Below are 19,376 nucleotides of genomic sequence, written 5' to 3' on the forward strand. Positions count from 1 at the left end.
ATCATTTCAGGTTCTGGCGCAGCAGCAAGGTGCCACCACGCTGGGTAAATTCGAGTTGTTTCAGGGCACTCATGCCCAGTAATACCTGCTCGCCGTCCAGGCCTGGCACCACCAGGGCACGCACATTACGCAGCAGGATATCGCCCAGCTGCAGGGTTTCCAGCTGCGTGCGGTAGCCTTGGGTCCGGCCGTTGGCGGTACTCAACATCACCGGCGCGCCACGTTCAAGGCGTAGCTTTTCGGCGAGATCGACGGGAATCGCTACATCGGTGGCGCCGGTATCCAGCAAAAAATGCACGGGGCGGCCGTTCATCTGGCCGTCGGCGACGAAATGCCCCTGACCGTTACTGACCAGCTGCACCTCAATAAAGCCGTCGCCATGTTGCGAACTGACCTGCGCGTTGGGGTTGGCCTGGCGCTGCTCCCAATCACCAAAAAAGCGTGTGGCCAGGAACAACCCGGCCGCCCAGGCCAGGACCAGTAGCACTCTGCCAGCACGCTTGCCTGGTGGCTGACTCAAGATTTGGCACTCCAGCCACCTTCAGGCGCGGCAAAGCGCCAGACAATCGGCCGCGACTCGCCGTCCTGGCGGGTCGCGCCATTGTTGTCCACACCAATCCAGGCCCCCTTGGCATCGATCACCAATGCTTCGGCCAGGCCAAAGGGTTGGGCATAGCGGCGCGGCTCCGTCAGGGCATCCGCTGCAAACGACCAGCAGCGCTCGATCTCGGCGTTCGCCGCATCGCGGCGACAAATCCGGTGGGCGTTGCGCTCGAGGGTAAACAGTTTGTCGTTAAACAGTGCAAGGTCGGCAAAATCCCTTGGCAATGCTTGCGGCTCAAGCATCTGCGCGGGCTGCATTTCGACCCCGGCTTCGCTGAGCAGCACGCAGCCGTTACCGCAGTTCCATACTGTTTGCTGACGGTTGATCAACAACAGGCCGCGGCGCTCACGCTCGGCCGCCAGCCAGAGGCGATCACCCGCCGGACTCACCGCCAGGCCTTCAAACAAGGCATTGAAGTGCAGCAGCATGCCGCTGGCGCGTGCCTGACGAACCATGCTCGGGTCGATTTTCAGCCAGTTCGGCTCACCTTCGACCGGCACCTGCAGGACGGCGGCATGCGCTTCGCTGACGACGTAGCGGTTGCCGGCGGCATCGCAACTGATGCCTTCGAAGTCGAGGTCGCCGCCGCGCACCTTGCCTGCAGCCCAGGTACGCGAACGTATGCCCCAGGGCAAACCGCTTTCCGGCACCGGCGGCAGTACCATCGGCACCGCTTCGGCTTGCCAAACCAGCGCCCGGGTATCGAGCCGGTAGAGCTGATCGTCATCGCGGTCAGACACCGTCCACAGCTCGCCCTTGCACAGCGCCAGGCCAGACAGATTGCCACCGCGCATGCCTTCGACCGGGTGCTCGGCGACCAGCTTCAGCTCTGGCCACGGCGCTGCTTGCGCTGTCAGGGCAAGCACACTCAGCAGTGTGGCCAACAGCGAACGAATCAAACCAGTACCTCAGCCAGGTTACCTTTGGACTCCAGCCAGTTCTTGCGGTCCGGGGCACGCTTCTTGGCCAGCAGCATGTCCATGATTTCGCGGGTACCCTCCAGGTCGTCCAGGGTCAGTTGCACCAGGCGACGGGTGTTCGGGTCCATGGTGGTTTCGCGCAGCTGTGGCGGGTTCATTTCACCCAGCCCCTTGAATCGCGTGACCTGAGGCTTGCCACGCTTTTTCTCGGCAACCAGCCGATCAAGAATGCCATCACGCTCGGCCTCGTCCAGGGCGTAGTAGATCTCTTTGCCCAGGTCGATACGGTAAAGCGGCGGCATGGCCACATACACATGGCCGGCCTCGACCAGCGGCCTGAAGTGCTGGACGAACAGGGCACACAGCAAGGTCGCGATGTGCAGGCCGTCGGAGTCGGCGTCGGCAAGGATGCAGATCTTGCCGTACCGCAACTGGCTCATGTCGGCCGCGCCCGGATCGACGCCGATCGCCACGGCAATGTTGTGCACTTCCTGGCTGGCCAGGACTTCACCGCCATCCACTTCCCAGGTATTTAGGATCTTGCCGCGCAACGGCAGGATCGCCTGGAATTCCTTGTCACGCGCTTGCTTGGCGGAACCACCGGCGGAGTCACCCTCGACCAGAAACAGTTCGGCACGCATCGGGTCCTGGCCGGCACAGTCGGCCAGTTTGCCCGGCAGTGCCGGGCCCTGGGTGACGCGCTTGCGCTCGACCTTCTTGCTGGCCTTGAGGCGACGCCCGGCGTTGCTGATGGCCAGTTCCGCAAGCTGCATGCCCAGTTCCGGATGGGCGTTCAGCCACAGGCTGAAGGCGTCCTTGACCACCCCGGAGACAAAGGCCGCCGCCTCACGCGACGACAGGCGCTCTTTGGTCTGCCCGGAGAACTGTGGCTCCTGCATTTTCATCGAGAGCACAAAGGTAATGCGCTCCCAGACGTCCTCTGGCGCCAGCTTGACACCACGCGGCAGCAGGTTGCGGAACTCGCAGAACTCACGCATGGCGTCGAGCAGGCCCTGACGCAGACCGTTGACGTGCGTGCCGCCCTGGGCCGTAGGGATCAGGTTGACGTAGCTTTCCTGAACACTGTCGCCGCCTTCAGGCAACCACAGCAAAGCCCAGTCGACGGCCTCCTTGTTACCGGCCAGGCTGCCGCAGAACGGCTCGTCGGGCAGGCGCAGGTAATCACTGACCGAATCGACCAGGTAAGAGCGCAGGCCGTCTTCGTAATGCCATTCGACCTTCTCACCGCTGGCCTTGTCTTCGAAGCTGACCAGCAGCCCTGGGCACAGTACGGCCTTGGCCTTGAGCACGTGCTTGAGGCGGCTGATGGAGAATTTCGGCGAATCAAAATACTTCGGATCCGGCGCGAAATACACGCTGGTGCCGGTGTTGCGCTTGCCGACCGTACCGACCACTTCCAGCTCACTGGCCTTGTAGCCGTCGGCGAAGGTCATCTGGTACTCGTTGCCGTCGCGCTTGACCTTGACCCGCACCTGGCTGGACAAGGCGTTTACCACGGAAATGCCAACCCCGTGCAGACCACCGGAGAACTGGTAGTTCTTGTTGGAGAACTTACCGCCGGCGTGCAGCTTGGTCAGAATCAGTTCGACCCCGGATACGCCCTCTTCGGGGTGGATATCCACCGGCATGCCGCGTCCGTCATCGGAAACCTCCAGCGAGTGGTCGGCATGCAGGATTACCTGGACCGACTTGGCATGCCCGGCCAAGGCTTCGTCGACACTGTTGTCGATGACTTCCTGGGCGAGGTGGTTCGGCCGGCTGGTGTCGGTGTACATGCCCGGGCGCTTGCGCACCGGGTCAAGGCCCGAGAGGACTTCGATGGCGTCTGCGTTATAGGCACTAGCGCTGGGAATGGCCATGGGTTCTCGTCGTCAGTCGTGGGTAAAAATAAGTCATCAAAATACAGAAAAATCGAGCGATTGGTACTGCTGCGGGGCAATACCGGCAAAGCTCAGCAGGGCGGGCAGGCGTTCGGCGAAGCCCTGGAAGCTGTGATCGCCTCCGGCCTGGATGCGCAAGGCGCAGGTCCGGTAGAACTGCTCGGCCTGGCGGTAGTCCAGGGTCTCATCGGCGGTTTGCAGCCAGACTTGATAGCGCTCGCCATCTTGCGGCGGCGCCACCTCAAGTTCGGCCAGGGCGTTGACATGGTCCAGGGTCAGTTCCCAGGTTTCACCGGTGTAGTGGTTCTGCTGGGTACCCAGGTAACCATCGAACATGCGGTGCGGGTTGACCGCCGGGTTGATCAGCAGCGCCTTGAGTCCGTGGCGCTCGGCCAGGTGGGTGGCATAGTAGCCGCCGAGCGAGCTGCCGACCAGTAATGGCGATTCGAGCTCGGCGATGGCCGCTTCGAGCTGGGTCATGGCCTGGCGCGGGTGGTGGTGCAGGGCCGGTACCCGCAAACGCTCGGCCAGGCCGATCTGCTGCATCACCGCGACCAGCTGGCAGGCCTTGGTGGATGACGGCGCGCTATTGAACCCGTGAATATAGAGAATCGACCCTGACATACCGCCCCCCTGCGCCTGGGTTACCCGGCGCTGCCACGTAGAAAAGTGCGCATTTTAGCCTGTTCGCCGACAGATGGAGCGGTTTCACCCATTCAGCAACACTTAATAGCCATCACCGGCGTAATCAACGGTGAATTCGAAGCCGGTTACCCGTGAGACGCCGGTCTCGATCGCGCCGTCCGTATGCAAACGCAGCCAGCGATAGCCAGGGGCCTGTTCGCCTACCTTGAAATCCTCGCTGCGCGGCTCGAACTGGATGCAGGTGGAGGGCGAAGCCAGCAAGCGCACGCCATCGCGCACCTGGTCCCATTCCTGGTGAATGTGCCCCCACAGCAACGCCCGTACCTGTGGATAACCCTTGAGCCGGTCAAACAGCACGTCGGCGTTGCGCAGGCCGATCGGCGCCATCCAGGCGCAGCCGATGGCAACAGGCTGGTGGTGGAAGCAAATCAGGTGATGACGCTCCGGCGCTTCGTCGAGTGAGCGCGTGAGCAGTTCGAGCTGCCGGTCGTCCAACACCCCGGGCACGGCGCCCGGCACGGCAGAATTGAGCATCAGGATGCGCCAGTTGCCGATATCGACCTGCGGATCGAGCAGCCCGCTGCCCTGCGCCACCTGCTCCATCGGCAGCGGCTCGTCGTGGTTGCCGGCCAGCCAGCGGGCCGGCGCCCCCAAACGTGCAGTGAGGTCACGAAAGCTGCGGTAGGAATGCTCGGTGCCGTCCTGAGACAAGTCTCCAGTGGCCAGCAACAGGTCAATGCGCGGCTGTTCCTCGACCACCTTGTCAATGACCCGTTGCAGACTGTCACGGGTGTTCATGCCGAGCAGTGTGCCTTGCGGGTCGGCAAACAGGTGGCTGTCGGTCAGTTGCACCAGGTGCACCGGAGCATCAGCGGGAGTGATCGATTGTTGCGGCAAGGGCCGACTCCTTGTACGGATTCAGCACGATTATGGCGGCTAGTGGTGTTGGAGCAAATACTCGAAAACGACTGGCATCACATTTCAGCGAACTGCCGCCAGTTCGTGGCCACAGGCCAGGCAATGGCTGAGCCATTCGCCCAGGAACAGGTTGAGCTGGGCTTTCTCGTCAGGCTGGTGCATGGCGGCGTTCGGGTACGGGTAGATGCTGCGAAACCGCCGGGCGTGCTCGGCACTGACCACCTCGGCCATGCGCGCATCGTGATAGACCTGCACTTCCAGCTGCGGCACCGGCAACCAGGGCAGGCTGTGTTCCTGGCGCACACGCAAGGTGGTGGTGTAAGGACAGGCGAGCACCACATCAAGCACCAGCACGCCGAGCATCTGGTCACCCTGGGTCATGCCGATGCGACGCGAACTCATGGTGCTGCGCATGTCGGGCAACAGGCGCATCAAACGCGCGTAGTTCGCCTCGCAGGCTGCCTGCAACCCGACCAGATCAACCCGGTAGCGTTCGCGCAACAGATTCACGACCATAGCCCCCTGACTTCATCCCGGTTCAAGGCCAACCACTGCAAGGCAATAATGGTTGCCGCATTGGCAATAACGCCGTCGCGCACGGCCTGCAGCGCATCCTCGAACGCCCAGACCTTGACGCGAATGTCCTCGCCCTCTTCCTCCAGACCATGCAGGCCGCCCGCCCCGATGCTGCTGCAACGCCCCAGGTAGAGGTGCACCAGTTCATCGCTGCCGCCAGGTGACGGGAAGTACCGGGTCATGGGCCACAGCGCACTGAACGTAAGCCCAGCTTCCTCCACGGCTTCACGGTGTGCAACTTCTTCCGGCTGTTCGTCCTTGTCGATCAGACCGGCGACCAGCTCGATCAGCCAGGGGTTGTCGACCTTGCCCAAGGCGCCGACGCGAAACTGCTCGATCAGCACCACTTCGTCGCGTTGCGGGTCATAGGGCAGCACGCACACGGCATCGTGGCGCACGAACAGTTCGCGACTGATTTCACGGCCCATGCCACCGGCGAACAGTTCATGGCGCAAGCGCACCCTGTCGAGCTGGTAAAAGCCCTTGAAGCAGTTCACCCGTTCGACGATTTCGACGTCCTTGGGCACAGTGTTCAGCGTGTCTGACATGGGAATCCTCATTACCTCGTGTTGCGCATCGCGCCATCCTAACCTGCGTACCGCCGTGTTTCACCCCTTTAAAGTTGCCGGCCGGGCTGCGAGGATAGGCAGCCTGCTGATATTCAGCTTAGTGGCGAACTGAAGGCCTTGCCGACGGTCCAAGCCCGATTACCTTAGCCTTACAAGGATCATCATGACGCTTGTGAAACTGACTACCGTGGCCGTGCTGGCCCTGGCCCTGGGCGCCTGTCAAAGCCTGTTCCAGCCCAACATGCGCACGCCACTGGAGGTCAAGCGCGATCGTTGGGAGCACATCAAGCCCGGATGCAATACGGCTGATTGCCCGCTGGTCAATATCGACACCATCCACTTCCCGGCCAACCCGAAACTGGACACGATCGTCGAGAAACGTCTGCTGCAAATGACCCAGGATAATGAGCGCACACCACTGCCTGGTTCGCTCAAGGCCTACGAAGACCAGTTCATGGCCTCGGCGCAACCGCGCAACAGCAGCTACCTGCAAGCAAAGGTACGCGAGCAGCATGACGGACTGGTGATCATCGAGTTATCCAGCTACCTGGACACCGGTGGCGCCCACGGCATGCCCGGTCGCGGTTTCATCAACTACTCGCGCCAGCAGGACAAGGTACTGACGCTGCAGGACATGTTGGTGCCGGGCCAGGAGGCGACCTTCTGGAAGACCGCCGAAGAGGCCCACAAGGGCTGGCTGATCAGCACCGGCATGGACAAGGACGCCGAGTTCGTCAAAACCTGGCCGTTCCGCCAGACCCCGCACATTGCCCTGACCTATGGCGCGGTGATCCTCAAATACGAAGTGTATGCCATCGCCCCTTACTCCATGGGCCACATCGAACTGAAGATCCCCTACCCGCGCCTGAACGGTGTGATCAAGCCGGAGTTGTTTCCCGGCCGCGGCTGACAGACGGCGCTGCCGCCCAGTACACGCATCCTGCCAGTAGCAATGCCGGCAGGGTCGAACCGAGATCGGCGGCATAATGGGCCAGCAGGTGGTAAGTGGCCACCCCGCAGGCCCAGGCCACCAGCGCGCGCCAGTGCAGGCTGTGGATCGGGCTGGTGTCGCTGCGACGGCGACGCACGACGAAGTGGTCAACCAGCACCACGCCGAACAGCGGTGCGAACACCGAGCCGATCAGCAGCAGGAAATTCTGGTACTGGGCCAACGGTGCGAAACAGGCGATCAAGGTGCACAGCACACCAATGACCAAGGCCAGGTGCTCGACTTTCAGGCGCACTAAAAGCCCGGTGGAAACCGCTGCCGAATGGATATCGGCAAATGCCTTTTCCGATTCGTCGAGCAAGATTAACAACAACGGAATGCCAAGACCGGCACCAGCCAATGCCAGCAGCAAGGTATTGACCTCACCAGCCGGCGCAAAGGCCAGGGTATAAGCCACACCCAGGCTCATCATCCACACGTTGCCAACGAAATAGCCCAGCGCCGTACCGACGAATACCCGGCTGGCATGACGGCTGAACCGCGAATAGTCGGCAATCAGCGGCAGCCACGACAACGGCATGGCAATCGCAATATCGATCCCCACGGCCAACGACATCGAGCCGTCACCGGCACGCGCCCACAGGGCAGCAAGATCGGCCTTGGCAAACAGGTTCCAGGTCAGCCACAGGCAGGCACCCAGCAATAACCAGATACCCCATTTACGCAGGATTTTGCGCACGAACGTCAGCGGCCCGCTGACCGCCAATGCCGTTGCCAGGGCACCAAAGCACAGGGTCCAGAGCAAAGGGTTGGTCAGCGCACTGCCTTCGCCAAAAGCGCGCGCACCCAGCAGGCTGGCGGCATCACGCATGACGATGATTTCGAACGAACCCCAGCCGATCAGTTGCAACAGGTTGAGCAGCGCCGGCAGGCGTGCACCATCGCGGCCAAGGCTGCGACGCAGGGCGGCCATGGACGACAGGCCGGTGTCACTGCCGATGACGCCGACGGCCGCAAGCAGCAGCACACCGACGCTGGTACCGACGATGATCGCCAGTACCGCATTGGCCAGGCCCAGGCCCGGGCCGAGCAAGGCACCGGTCTGCAGGACCATCAGGCCAATGCCGAGGGAGAACCACAGGGAGCAAAGGTCGCGACCGCTGAGGACGCGCTGCTGGCTGGTGACCGGATGGTCGGGGGAAAACTGACTGGGTGTACTCACGAGCAATGTCTCGACAGGAGGATGTTTTTGTTCTTCAAGGCGCTATCGCCGGCACGCCAGCACCTGCAGTTTTGCAGGCGCCGGCCCGGCCCGATCAGACCTTCTTGTACAACTGGCTGCCTTCCTGGCGGAACCGCTCGGCCTGCTCGCGCATGCCATCCTCGACCGCCACGTCCACGGCGTCGATGCGTTGATTGGCGGCGTACTCACGCACTTCCTGGGTAATTTTCATCGAGCAGAACTTCGGCCCGCACATAGAGCAGAAGTGTGCAACCTTGGCCGAGTCCTTGGGCAACGTCTCGTCATGGAACGAACGGGCAGTGTCCGGATCCAGGCCAAGATTGAACTGGTCTTCCCAGCGGAACTCGAACCGCGCCTTGGACAACGCGTTATCGCGGATCTGCGCCCCTGGATGCCCCTTGGCAAGGTCTGCCGCATGGGCGGCGATCTTGTAGGTAATGATGCCGGTTTTCACATCGTCCTTGTTCGGCAGGCCCAGGTGTTCCTTGGGTGTCACGTAGCAAAGCATGGCGCACCCGAACCAGCCAATCATCGCCGCACCGATGCCGGAGGTGATGTGGTCGTAACCCGGGGCGATGTCGGTAGTGAGCGGGCCGAGGGTGTAGAACGGCGCTTCGTCGCAGCACTCGAGCTGCTTGTCCATGTTCTCCTTGATCAGTTGCATCGGCACGTGGCCAGGGCCTTCGATCATGCACTGGACATCGTGTTTCCAGGCAATCTTGGTCAGCTCGCCAAGGGTCTCCAGTTCACCGAACTGCGCGGCGTCGTTGGCATCGGCAATCGAGCCCGGACGCAGGCCATCGCCCAGCGAGAAGCTGACGTCGTAGGCCTTCATGATTTCGCAGATTTCGTCGAAGTGGGTGTAAAGGAAGTTCTCTTTGTGGTGCGCCAGGCACCACTTGGCCATGATCGAACCACCACGGCTGACAATGCCGGTGACGCGCTTGGCGGTCAGCGGCACATAACGCAGCAGTACCCCGGCGTGAATGGTGAAGTAATCCACGCCCTGTTCGGCCTGCTCGATCAGGGTGTCGCGAAACAGCTCCCAGGTCAGGTCTTCGGCAACGCCATTGACCTTCTCCAGCGCCTGGTAGATCGGCACGGTGCCGATCGGTACCGGCGAGTTGCGGATGATCCATTCGCGGGTTTCATGGATATGCTTGCCGGTCGACAGGTCCATGACCGTGTCGGAGCCCCAGCGAATACCCCAGGTCAACTTGGCCACTTCTTCTTCGATGGACGAGCCCAGGGCGCTGTTGCCGATATTGCCGTTGATCTTCACCAGGAAGTTGCGGCCGATGATCATCGGCTCCAACTCCACATGGTTGATGTTGGCCGGAATGATCGCGCGGCCGCGGGCGATTTCCTCGCGCACGAACTCGGCGGTGATTTCCTTGGGGATACTGGCGCCGAAGCTGTGGCCCGGGTGCTGCTGGTTGAGCAAGCCCGCTGCGCGCGCTTCCTGAAGCTTCATGTTCTCGCGGATGGCAACGTATTCCATCTCGGCGGTGATGATGCCCTGGCGGGCGTAGTGCATCTGGCTGACGTTGGCACCGGCCTTGGCCCGGCGCGGATTGCGCACGTGGGCAAAGCGCAGCTTGGTCAGCTCGGCATCGGCCAGGCGTTGCTGGCCGAAGTCCGACGACAGCCCGGCCAGTCGCTCGGTATCGCCACGGGCGTCGATCCAGGCAGAGCGAACATCGCCCAGGCCTTTGCGCACGTCGATAACCACCGCAGGATCGGTGTAAGGCCCGGACGTGTCATAAACCAGCACCGGCGCATTGGCCTCGCCGCCAAAATCGGTCGGGGTGTCGTCCAGGCTGATTTCACGCATGGGAACGCGGATATCGGGGCGCGAGCCTTCGACATAAATCTTGCGCGAACGGGTAAACGGCTGAACGGACTGTTGATCGACCTGGGCCGACTCACTCAGATTGGTATATTTTTCTTGTTTACTCATCACAGGCTCTCCAGACGGCTTCCTAGCAGTGGAATGTCGGGGGAGAACCTGAAAGGCACGGACGCACCAGGAGCGGTGCTGTGCCACATACGCGGTGATGCCTGCAGCTTTGATGGCTGACTCGACAATCCCGGACATAGCACAAGAGACTCGCCGGGAAAGCGAGAAATCTTGTTCCCTACGCAGGCGCTAACCTGATCAGGTTCAACGGGATCCGGATTATCCGATCTCAGCCTCAACGCAAGGCACCCCGACAAGAACGGGCCCAGTCTAGACTGGACTCACCTGCAATGCCAATAGTACAAACACAAGCACGATAAATGGCGCAAATGGCAGATTGTTGCAAAGTGTCTGCGCATCTACACTCACCGGCTCAGAGAGACTCAATTGTTCAAGGATCGCCCTATGCTGCGCAAACTTTCACTGGCGCTTGCCGTGTCTTGTGCTACCAACGGAATGGCCTGGGCAGCAGAAACGCCCCAGTCGGCGAAGACCGACCTGGTCAGCGTCTATCAGGAGGCGGTGAACAACAACGCTGACCTGGCTGCGGCTCGCGCCAACTACGGCGCGCAAAAAGAAGTGGTGCCGCAGGCACGTGCGGGCCTGCTGCCGAACCTCTCGGCCGGTGCCCAGGTGCAGAACACCCGAAGCAAACTCGATGAACCGTCGAGCACGATCAATCGCAGCGGCAACTCATGGAGTGCAACCCTGGCCCAGCCGGTATTCCGTGCCGACCGCTGGTTCCAGTTGCAAGCGGCTGAAGCATTCAACGAACAGGCTTCGCTGGAGCTGTCTGCCACTGAACAGAACCTGATCCTGCAAAGTGCCGAAAACTACTTTGCCGTGCTGCGCGCACAGGACAACCTGGCATCGACCAAGGCCGAGGAGGCAGCGTTCAAACGCCAGCTTGACCAATCCAACGAACGCTTCGATGTCGGTCTCTCGGACAAGACCGACGTTCTGCAGTCCCAGGCCAGCTACGACACCGCTCGCGCCAACCGGATCGTCGCCCAACGCCAGGTCGATGATGCGTTCGAAGCCTTGATCACCCTGACCAACCGTTTCTACAGCTCGATTCAGGGCATCCGTCACACCCTGCCGGTTCAGGTTCCAACACCCAACGATGCCAAGGCCTGGGTTGAGACCGCAGGCAAACAGAACCTGAACCTGCTGGCAACCAACTATGCCGTCGACGCCGCCGAGGAGACCCTGCGCCAACGCAAGGCCGGGCACGCACCCACCCTTGATGCGGTAGCGCAGTACCAGAAAGGTGACAATGACAACCTGGGCTTCACCAACCCTACTCTAGGGCCGGCAATCCACGGTGATGTGGAACAGACCAGCATCGGCCTGCAGTTGAATATCCCGATCTACAGCGGCGGCCTCATCAGCTCGCAAGTGCGCGAGGCTTATCAGCGCCTGAACCAGACCGAGCAGCAGCGCGAAAGCCTGCGGCGCCAGGTGGTGGAAAACACTCGCAACCTGCACCGTGCGGTCAATACCGACGTAGAGCAGGTATCGGCCCGCAAGCAGTCGATCATCTCCAACCAGAGCGCCCTGGAAGCCACCGAAATCGGCTACCAAGTCGGTACCCGCAACATCGTCGACGTACTCGACGCGCAGCGCCAGCTGTACACCTCGGTGCGCGACTACAACAACACCCGCTACGACTACATCCTCGACAACCTGCGCCTGAAGCAGGCCGCCGGCACCTTGAGCCCTCAGGACCTGACCGACCTCAGCCGCTACCTGAAGCCCGACTACAACCCGGACAAGGACTTCCTGCCACCGGACCTGGCGGCAGCAGCCAAGGCCAACTTCGACGCCCGGCCATAAGCAGGAGCCAGCGGGCGGCGTTCCGACTTGCCGGCGAACCCTGCGCGCGGTGTATCTGCTACACCGCGCCATCGTTCTTCGCGGGCAAGCCTCGCTCCTACAGGACTAACCGGCCAAGGCCCTCCAGCAATCGCTGCAGCGCGCCCTGATTGGCTTTCATCACCGCCCGCCCCGCTTCGCCCATGCGCCGCGCATCCTGCGGCAGTTCGATCAACCGGCGAATTTCTGCCGCCAGCCCCTGGGCATCGTCGACCTCCTGCAACGCCCCGGCGTCGCGCAGCAGCGCCGCGATCTCGAGGAAGTTGAACAGGTGCGGGCCACTGATCACCGGCAATGACAAGGCAGCCGGCTCCAGCAGGTTGTGCCCGCCATTGGGCACCAGGCTGCCGCCGACAAAGGCGATATCCGCCAAGGCATACAGGAACAGCAATTCGCCCATGGTGTCACCGAGCAGCACTGCCGTCTCAGGCCCAACCGACGCAGCGCTGGAGCGGCGAATGGTCGGGAACTGTGCCGAACACAACTCGAACACCGAATTGAAGCGCTCCGGATGCCGCGGCACCAGGATCAGCAAGGCGTCGGCATGATGTTCCAGCAACTGGCGGTGCGCCGCCAGAATCACTTCGTCCTCACCCTCGTGGGTGCTGGCGGCTATCCATACCGGCCGCTGCCCAGCTTGCCACTGCTCACGCAGGGCCCGAGCGCGCGGCAACAGTTGCTCATCAATGCGCAGGTCGAACTTGATCGAACCAGTGACCTGCACGCATTCAGGCCGCGCGCCTAGTTGCCGGAAGCGCTCGGCTTCCGTTTCGGTCTGCACCGCGATCAGGCTCATCTCGGCCAGCATCGGCCGGGTCAACCCGGCAAAACGCGCATAACCACGTGCCGAACGCTCGGACAGCCGCGCATTGGCCAGCGCCACGGGAATACCGCGCTTGGCGCACTGGTGGATATGGTTCGGCCACAGCTCGGTTTCCATGATCACCGCCAGTTTAGGCTGCACATGATCGAGAAAACGCCCGGCTGCCCACGGCAAGTCATAGGGCAGATAGCAGTGCTGGATGCGCGGCTCATCGGCGAACATCGCCTGCACTCGCTCCGAGCCCGTCGGGGTCATGCAGGTGATGGTGATCGGCAACTGTGGATAAGCCTGCAACAGCGCCCGGATCATCGGCGCAGCAGCAATGCTCTCGCCTACCGACACCGCATGCACCCAGATGCCGCCCTTGCGCATGGCCGGCAGGCTCATGGCGAAGCGTTCGCCAATGCGCTGCGCGTAGGCCGGCGCCTTGCGCGAACGCAGGAACAGGCGCAGCGCAACCAGCGGCAGGCCTAGGTGAAACAGCAAGGTATAGAGTGTTCTGTTCATGGCGCCGAAGTGTACTAGCCAATCGCTCGCAAGTGCACTGCGAAGCGTTCGGCCAACCACTGCGCGGCAGGCCCCAAGGGCTCATCCCGACGCCAGACCAACTCCACCACCAGTGCCGGCGGCGTCCATTCACTGCTCAGCTCGACCATTTGCGCGTGGTAGGTCGGGTACTGCACCACGTGCCGGGGCAACCAGGCCCAACCCAACCCCCGCATCAGCAACTCGGCCATGGCGTAGAAGCTGTCGGCGCGCCAGATTTGCGGGCTGATCGGCTCACCGCCAGGGTAACCACTCTCCTGGGGAGCGATCAGCAACTGCCGATGCCGGGCCAGCTGCTGGCGATTGACCCGATCCAACTGCGCCAACGGGTGGTTGACCGCACACACCGTGACCATCTCCACATGCCCCAGGGCACGGCGCTCAAGTGCTGGCGGCATGCGCTCGTGGTGAAACAGCAAGCCCAGGTCGGCACGTCGCTCGACCAGCTTGCGCGCCACATCCCCTTGGGCACCACTGGCCAGCTGAACCTCCAGCAACGGGAACTGCTGGGCGAGCTCGTCAAGGCTGTCGATGACCGGCTGATAGGGCATGGCCTCATCCTGCGCCACACGCAGCTGCGCTTCCTGGCCGCGCATCAACGCCAACGCCCGCCCGTCCAGGCGCTCGCACTGGCGCAACAGCTCCCGGGCATCCTCAAGCAGCGCCGCTCCCGCCTCGGTCAAACGCGGCTGGCGTCCACTGCTACGCTCGAACAGGGTGACGCCCAAATCAGCCTCCAGCAGCGCGATGGCGTTGCTCACAGCTGACTGGGCCTTGCGCTGAGCGCGGGCTACGGCGGAAAACGAGCGCTGCTCGGCCACCGCTACAAACATGCGCAGCTGCTCAAGATTCCATTGTTCGGCCATGCAACCTATCTCCGATAAAGATAGGTAATGACTTTACCCCATCCAGGCTTGCTCTAAAATGCCCAGCCAGAACAGAGGAACGCCCCCATGAATGCCTACACCTACCTGGCTATCGCCATCTGCGCCGAAGTCATTGCCACCGCCTCGATGAAGGCCGTCAAAGGCTTGAGCACGCCATTGCCGCTGCTGCTGATGATTTGCGGCTATGCCGTGGCGTTCTGGATGCTGACGCTGGTGGTGCGCAGCATTCCGGTGGGTATTGCCTATGCCATCTGGTCCGGGCTGGGTATCGTGCTGATCAGCGTCGCCGCCCTGGTGATCTACGGGCAGAAACTCGACACCCCGGCGATACTCGGCATGGCCATGATTGTCGGGGGCGTGGTGGTGATCCAGGTGTTCTCGAAAACCGCCGGCCATTGATCCTGCTCACAGGCTGTATACTGGGCGTCTGTCCAAGCTTGTGAGGTGCACGCATGCCATCCGTTATTTCCACCGACGTCCTGATTGTCGGCGCAGGGGTCGCAGGCCTCTGGCTCAACGCTCGCCTGCGTCGCCTGGGGTATTCGACGGTTGTGGTGGAACGCGCCAGTCTTGGCGGCGAGCAGACCCTCAAATCCCAAGGGATCATTCATGGCGGCGCCAAGTACGCCCTGCACGGCGCCCTGACCGGCGCCTCAGAAGCCATCGCCGACATGCCACGACGCTGGAGCGAAGCCCTGGCGGGTAATGGCGAGCTGGATCTGCGTGGTGTGCGCCTGTTGTCCGACGCCCATTACCTGTGGTCGCCCGGCACCCTGGCCGGCAACCTGACCAGCTTCTTCGCCAGCAAGGCCGTGCGCGGGCGCGTGGATCAGGTCAAAGGCGATCAGTTGCCGCCTGCCCTGCAGGACCGCGGCTTCAAGGGCAAGGTCTATCGTCTGGCCGAACTGGTCGTCGACGTCCCGAGCCTGCTGTCCCGTCTCGCCGAACTCGCCGGCGACAGTCTGCTGGCGGGCGAGCAGATCGAACCTCTGCAAGAGGCCGGTGAACTGCTGGGGCTGCGCGTCGACGGCCGCGAGATCCGTGCCCAGCGTATGGTACTCAGCGCTGGTGCCGGCAATGCTGCGTTGCTCGCCGCCATCGGCCTGAGCCAACCGGCCATGCAGCGCCGACCGCTGCATATGGTCATGGCCAAGGGTGCCAGCCTCAAGCCTCTGTACGCCCATTGCCTGGGCGGTGGCCCGAAACCGCGCATCACTGTCACCAGCCACCCCGCTGCCGACGGCCAGTGGGTCTGGTACATGGGCGGCGATCTGGCCGAAGCGGACGGCGTGGCGCGTGAACCCGAAGCGCAAATTGCTGCGGCGAAAAAAGAAGTCGCCAGCCTGCTGCCCTGGATCGACCTGAGCCAGGTACGCTGGGCCACGGTACGCGTTGACCGTGCCGAGCCTGCGCAATCCGGCCTGGTACGCCCGGACAATGCCTTTGTCGCCGAACATGAGCGCCTGCTGATCGGCTGGCCGACCAAACTGGCCCTGGCACCCGACTTTGCCGACCGCGTATTGAAAAGCCTTGAGCGTGACGGTATCAAACCTTCTGCTCAATCTGTCCCGCTGGATCTACCCAAGCCGCCCCTGGCCGTGCCGGTGTGGGAGCAGTTGCTGCCATGACCCTGCCGACCCTGCACGACCTGCACCGCCCCCTGGGCAGCACCGGCCTGCGTGTCTCGCCATTGGGCCTGGGCACGGTGAAGCTGGGCCGCGATCAAGGCGTCAAATACCCCAATGGCTTCACCATCCCGGATGACGATCAGGCCCGTCTGCTGCTGTCCCAGGCACGTGAGCTGGGTATCAACCTGATCGACACTGCCCCCGCCTATGGCCGCAGTGAAGAGCGCCTTGGCCCGCTGCTGCGTGGCCAACGTGATCACTGGGTGATTGTCAGCAAGGTGGGCGAAGAGTTCGACAACGGCCTGTCACACTTCGATTTCAGTGCTGCGCACACGCGGCTGTCCATCGAGCGCAGCCTCAAGCGCCTGGAAACCGAGCACATCGACCTGGTGCTGGTGCACTCCGATGGCAACGATCTGCATATCCTCGAACACGAGGAGGTCTACCAGACCCTGGAGGCCCTGAAGCAGGAAGGCAAGATTGCCGGCTTCGGCTTTTCCGGAAAAACCGCAGCCGGTGGATTGAAGGCACTGGAGCGCGGCGATTGCGCCATGGTCACCTACAATCTGAACGAGCAGGCGGAACGCCCGGTGATCGATTATGCCGCCGACCATGGCAAGGCGATCCTGGTGAAAAAGGCACTGGCCAGCGGCCATGTCTGCCTGAGCCCAGGCGTGGACCCCGTGCGGGCCAGCTTCGAGCTGCTGTTTGTTCATCCCGGTGTAAGCAGTGCTATCGTCGGTACCATCAACCCGGTACATCTGGCCCATAATGTGGCCATCGTTGCCGATGTATTGAGTAGCTGACGCCAACGCCGCCGTTGCGGCCGACCCCAACGCAAGAAGGAGCCGACATGCCGCGAACGCTTATCCGCAAGAATCCGAGCAACTTCAAAACCCTGCCATTGCATGTTGAGGCCAGCCCCGAGGGGCTGTGCTATCAAAGCATTGGCATGCCGTTGAACTTTGCCCAGACCCAGCAACGTCGCAAGCAGATTCACCTGGCCGACAGCCAGCGCTTTGCCGTCGAACTGGCGAACCTGGGCGTGTCAGTACGCCTGACCCTGCATTGGCAAAACCGCGATTACTGGGTGCTGGTGCGCCAGCGCCGGCAAGACCGTGGTGATGTCGTGTTGAAGCTGATTTCCGGCTATGTCCCTGCCCAGGAGCTCAACCTGCCGCTGCACACCGCCATTCAGGAGGTCGCCGAAGAGTGCCTGCTGGAAACCCCCGAAGGCTGGCTGGGTGGGCGCTTCAATGAAACCTGGCTACCAGCGCCCTATGCCGACGCCCTGCACTACCGTGAATCACTGCCCTTCGTCCTCACGCCACAGTCTGGCGCGGCAAGGCCGGTGCACTGTGCCAACCTGCAGTTGCTGGAGCGACCACGGGCCTATGTGCACCTGCCGACAGCGTCGCTGCAACTGATTTATGACTTGCGTTTGCAGGTACCGCGCGAAGCCAAATCCCTGAGCCTGTTTCATGTCGATGAGCGTCTTGAAGGGCAGCAACTGGTGGCCCGGCTCAATCGCAGTCGACCCGACCTCTACCTGATGCCCTTGGTAGACGGCCATCCAAAGGCCGAGTTGTACACCCTGAAAAAGGATCAACTGGTGCCCGCAAGTACACGCGGCCTGTACCTGGCGGAGAGCTTCGCCCGGCAAGAAGGCTGGCTGGTCAGGGACGAGCGGATTCGCTGGAAGGATTGGGTCAATCAACAGGGGCTGGCGGCGCCGAAGCCGGACACCCGGTTACGGCAATTGACGGGCAAGGCACGAGCACTGCTCCAGATGGCGCGGGGCGGCGTGCACAAGTAGGGCGAAACAGGGGCAAGTCGCCTTGCCCCCATAATGGCTTCAGTTTTTGCGGATTTTTTCGACGATGGCAGTGGTCGAGCTGTTCTCGACCAACCCCAGCACTTTCACCGTGCCACCGTAAGCCCTGACGATATCGGCGCCGACCACCTGATCGATGCCATAGTCCCCGCCCTTGACCAGAACGTCCGGCTTGACGTGGCTCAGCAGGTTTTCCGGCGTGCCCTCAGGAAAGCTGATGACCCAATCCACCGCCCCCAGCCCTGCGAGCACGGCCATACGCCGGTCAACACTGTTGATCGGGCGCCCCGGGCCTTTCAGGCGGCTGACCGAAGCATCGTCATTGACCGCAACGATCAGGCGATCCCCCTGCGCACGCGCCTGCTCCAGGTACGTCACGTGACCGGCATGGAGGATGTCGAAACAACCGTTGGTGAAGACGATTTTCTCGTTGTGAGCCCGGGCGTCATCGATTGCCAGTAACAGTTGGTCAAGGCTGAGCACACCGCGCTCGGAACCTTCCTCGCGCTGGATCGCCCGGCGCAATTCCGGCGCGCTGATGGCCGCAGTACCCAACTTGCCGACGACGATGCCGGCGGCCAGGTTGGCCAGGCCCACGGCGTGAGGCAACTCTTCACCGGCGGCAATGGCGGCGGCCAGCGTCGAAATGACGGTGTCACCGGCACCGGTGACGTCGAAGACTTCACGGGCACGGGCCGGCAGGTGCAGCGCAGGGTGATCCGGACGCAACAGGGTCATGCCGTGCTCACCACGGGTGACCAGCAAGGCACCCAGTTCCAGTTCGCCCATCAACTGGGCGCCTTTGGCTACCAGTTCGGCTTCGTCGACGCAGCGGCCGACAATGGCTTCAAACTCACTGAGGTTCGGGGTGATCAGGCTCGCGCCGCGGTAGATCGAAAAATCCTTGCCCTTGGGGTCGGCCAGCACCGGAATCCCTTTGGAGCGTGCGGCCTGAATCAGGCTTTGATGGTTCTTCAGGGCACCTTTGCCATAGTCGGACAGTACCAACACCTTGACGCCTTCAAGCAACGCGTCGACTTCAGCGCCCAGCGACAGTGGATCGGTGGCAAAAGGCTCTTCGAAATCGATGCGCAGCAGTTGCTGGTGCCGGCTCATGACCCGCAGCTTGACGATGGTCGGCTGGTGCGCGATGCGCTGGAAGATCGAACGCACACCGGCCGCCTGCAAACTGTTGGCAAGGCTGTCGGCGGCTTCGTCCTGACCGGTAACCCCGATCAGTGCTGCCGGCGCACCCAGGGCGGCAATGTTCAACGCGACGTTGGCAGCGCCACCCGGACGGTCCTCGATCTGTTCGACCTTGACCACCGGAACCGGGGCTTCAGGCGAGATTCGTGAGGTACCACCATGCCAGTAGCGGTCGAGCATGACATCGCCCACCACCAGTACCGGGGCTTGATCGAAACGCGGCATGGACAACTTCATGGGCAACCCATTTATACAAAATTAACAGGGGCAGGATATTAGCACAGGCAAGGTG

At 62.3% G+C, this 19,376-nt stretch carries 18 protein-coding genes and 1 riboswitch; of the genes, 6 read left to right on the forward strand and 12 right to left on the reverse strand.

Annotated features, from left to right (window positions below; translation table 11 throughout):
* Position 1: 1 nt before the first annotated feature.
* The 7 genes from I5S59_RS07770 to I5S59_RS07800 form a co-directional block, all read right to left on the reverse strand.
* On the reverse strand, positions 2-520 hold the full coding sequence (locus tag I5S59_RS07770) for a retropepsin-like aspartic protease family protein (RefSeq protein WP_197876108.1): 519 nt from the start codon (positions 518-520) through the stop codon (positions 2-4).
* A complete protein-coding gene (locus I5S59_RS07775; protein WP_197876109.1) occupies positions 517-1,503 on the reverse strand; it encodes an esterase-like activity of phytase family protein in 987 nt (328 codons plus the stop codon). The genes I5S59_RS07770 and I5S59_RS07775 overlap by 4 nt, the downstream gene beginning before the upstream one ends.
* Complete coding sequence (gene parE, locus I5S59_RS07780) at positions 1,500-3,404, reverse strand: DNA topoisomerase IV subunit B (protein ID WP_197876110.1); 1,905 nt, start codon at positions 3,402-3,404, stop codon at positions 1,500-1,502. The genes I5S59_RS07775 and parE overlap by 4 nt, the downstream gene beginning before the upstream one ends.
* 36 nt (positions 3,405-3,440) lie before the next feature.
* The gene (locus tag I5S59_RS07785) at positions 3,441-4,049 is read right to left on the reverse strand and encodes a YqiA/YcfP family alpha/beta fold hydrolase (RefSeq protein WP_197876111.1); all 609 of its coding nucleotides are present in this window, start codon (positions 4,047-4,049) and stop codon (positions 3,441-3,443) included.
* A 102-nt stretch (positions 4,050-4,151) separates the two neighbouring features.
* Positions 4,152-4,967 (reverse strand): 3',5'-cyclic-AMP phosphodiesterase, encoded by an 816-nt coding sequence (gene cpdA, locus I5S59_RS07790; RefSeq protein WP_197876112.1) that lies wholly within the window; start codon positions 4,965-4,967, stop codon positions 4,152-4,154.
* 84 nt (positions 4,968-5,051) lie between these two features.
* Entirely contained in the window at positions 5,052-5,504 is a 453-nt protein-coding gene (locus tag I5S59_RS07795) for a DUF1249 domain-containing protein (protein ID WP_038615250.1), read from the reverse strand.
* On the reverse strand, positions 5,495-6,112 hold the full coding sequence (locus tag I5S59_RS07800; RefSeq protein ID WP_197876113.1) for an NUDIX domain-containing protein: 618 nt from the start codon (positions 6,110-6,112) through the stop codon (positions 5,495-5,497). The genes I5S59_RS07795 and I5S59_RS07800 overlap by 10 nt, the downstream gene beginning before the upstream one ends.
* A gap of 184 nt (positions 6,113-6,296) precedes the next feature.
* Between I5S59_RS07800 and I5S59_RS07805 the strand changes: the two genes are divergently transcribed.
* Positions 6,297-7,043 carry an RsiV family protein gene (locus I5S59_RS07805; RefSeq protein ID WP_197876114.1) on the forward strand — a complete coding sequence of 249 codons (747 nt, stop codon included), beginning with the start codon at positions 6,297-6,299 and terminating at the stop codon, positions 7,041-7,043.
* Here the strand turns inward: I5S59_RS07805 and cytX are convergent.
* Together cytX and thiC are read right to left on the reverse strand one after the other, a co-directional pair.
* Positions 7,012-8,304, reverse strand: coding sequence for a putative hydroxymethylpyrimidine transporter CytX (gene cytX, locus I5S59_RS07810; protein WP_197876115.1), 1,293 nt, complete (start codon positions 8,302-8,304; stop codon positions 7,012-7,014). The genes I5S59_RS07805 and cytX overlap by 32 nt on opposite strands.
* A gap of 94 nt (positions 8,305-8,398) precedes the next feature.
* Positions 8,399-10,285, reverse strand: a complete 1,887-nt coding sequence (thiC, locus tag I5S59_RS07815; RefSeq protein ID WP_197876116.1) for a phosphomethylpyrimidine synthase ThiC — start codon at positions 10,283-10,285, stop codon at positions 8,399-8,401.
* A 158-nt stretch (positions 10,286-10,443) separates the two neighbouring features.
* A riboswitch (TPP riboswitch) is annotated at positions 10,444-10,548 on the reverse strand.
* A gap of 142 nt (positions 10,549-10,690) precedes the next feature.
* Here thiC and I5S59_RS07820 point away from each other — a divergent pair.
* A complete protein-coding gene (locus I5S59_RS07820) occupies positions 10,691-12,121 on the forward strand; it encodes a TolC family outer membrane protein (RefSeq protein WP_197876117.1) in 1,431 nt (476 codons plus the stop codon).
* A gap of 97 nt (positions 12,122-12,218) precedes the next feature.
* Here I5S59_RS07820 and waaA read toward each other — a convergent pair whose 3' ends face one another.
* Both waaA and I5S59_RS07830 read right to left on the reverse strand, forming a co-directional pair.
* Positions 12,219-13,490, reverse strand: coding sequence for a lipid IV(A) 3-deoxy-D-manno-octulosonic acid transferase (gene waaA / locus I5S59_RS07825; RefSeq protein WP_197876118.1), 1,272 nt, complete (start codon positions 13,488-13,490; stop codon positions 12,219-12,221).
* A 14-nt stretch (positions 13,491-13,504) separates the two neighbouring features.
* Entirely contained in the window at positions 13,505-14,395 is an 891-nt protein-coding gene (locus I5S59_RS07830) for a LysR family transcriptional regulator (protein ID WP_197876119.1), read from the reverse strand.
* Between the two features lie 87 nt (positions 14,396-14,482).
* On the opposite strand from I5S59_RS07830, the gene I5S59_RS07835 reads away from it, so the two are divergent.
* The 4 genes from I5S59_RS07835 to I5S59_RS07850 are packed head-to-tail and all read left to right on the forward strand — an operon-like array spanning position 14,483 to position 17,860.
* Entirely contained in the window at positions 14,483-14,815 is a 333-nt protein-coding gene (locus I5S59_RS07835; RefSeq protein ID WP_128321579.1) for a DMT family transporter, read from the forward strand.
* Between the two features lie 53 nt (positions 14,816-14,868).
* Entirely contained in the window at positions 14,869-16,044 is a 1,176-nt protein-coding gene (locus tag I5S59_RS07840; protein ID WP_197876120.1) for an FAD-dependent oxidoreductase, read from the forward strand.
* Complete coding sequence (locus I5S59_RS07845; RefSeq protein ID WP_197876121.1) at positions 16,041-16,850, forward strand: aldo/keto reductase; 810 nt, start codon at positions 16,041-16,043, stop codon at positions 16,848-16,850. The genes I5S59_RS07840 and I5S59_RS07845 overlap by 4 nt, the downstream gene beginning before the upstream one ends.
* Before the next feature lie 47 nt (positions 16,851-16,897).
* Positions 16,898-17,860 (forward strand): metal ABC transporter ATPase, encoded by a 963-nt coding sequence (locus I5S59_RS07850; RefSeq protein WP_197876122.1) that lies wholly within the window; start codon positions 16,898-16,900, stop codon positions 17,858-17,860.
* A gap of 39 nt (positions 17,861-17,899) precedes the next feature.
* Here I5S59_RS07850 and hldE read toward each other — a convergent pair whose 3' ends face one another.
* Complete coding sequence (gene hldE / locus I5S59_RS07855; RefSeq protein WP_197876123.1) at positions 17,900-19,321, reverse strand: bifunctional D-glycero-beta-D-manno-heptose-7-phosphate kinase/D-glycero-beta-D-manno-heptose 1-phosphate adenylyltransferase HldE; 1,422 nt, start codon at positions 19,319-19,321, stop codon at positions 17,900-17,902.
* Positions 19,322-19,376: the final 55 nt, after the last annotated feature.

Source organism: Pseudomonas alkylphenolica (assembly GCF_016009175.1).
Taxonomy (GTDB): domain Bacteria; phylum Pseudomonadota; class Gammaproteobacteria; order Pseudomonadales; family Pseudomonadaceae; genus Aquipseudomonas; species Aquipseudomonas alkylphenolica_B.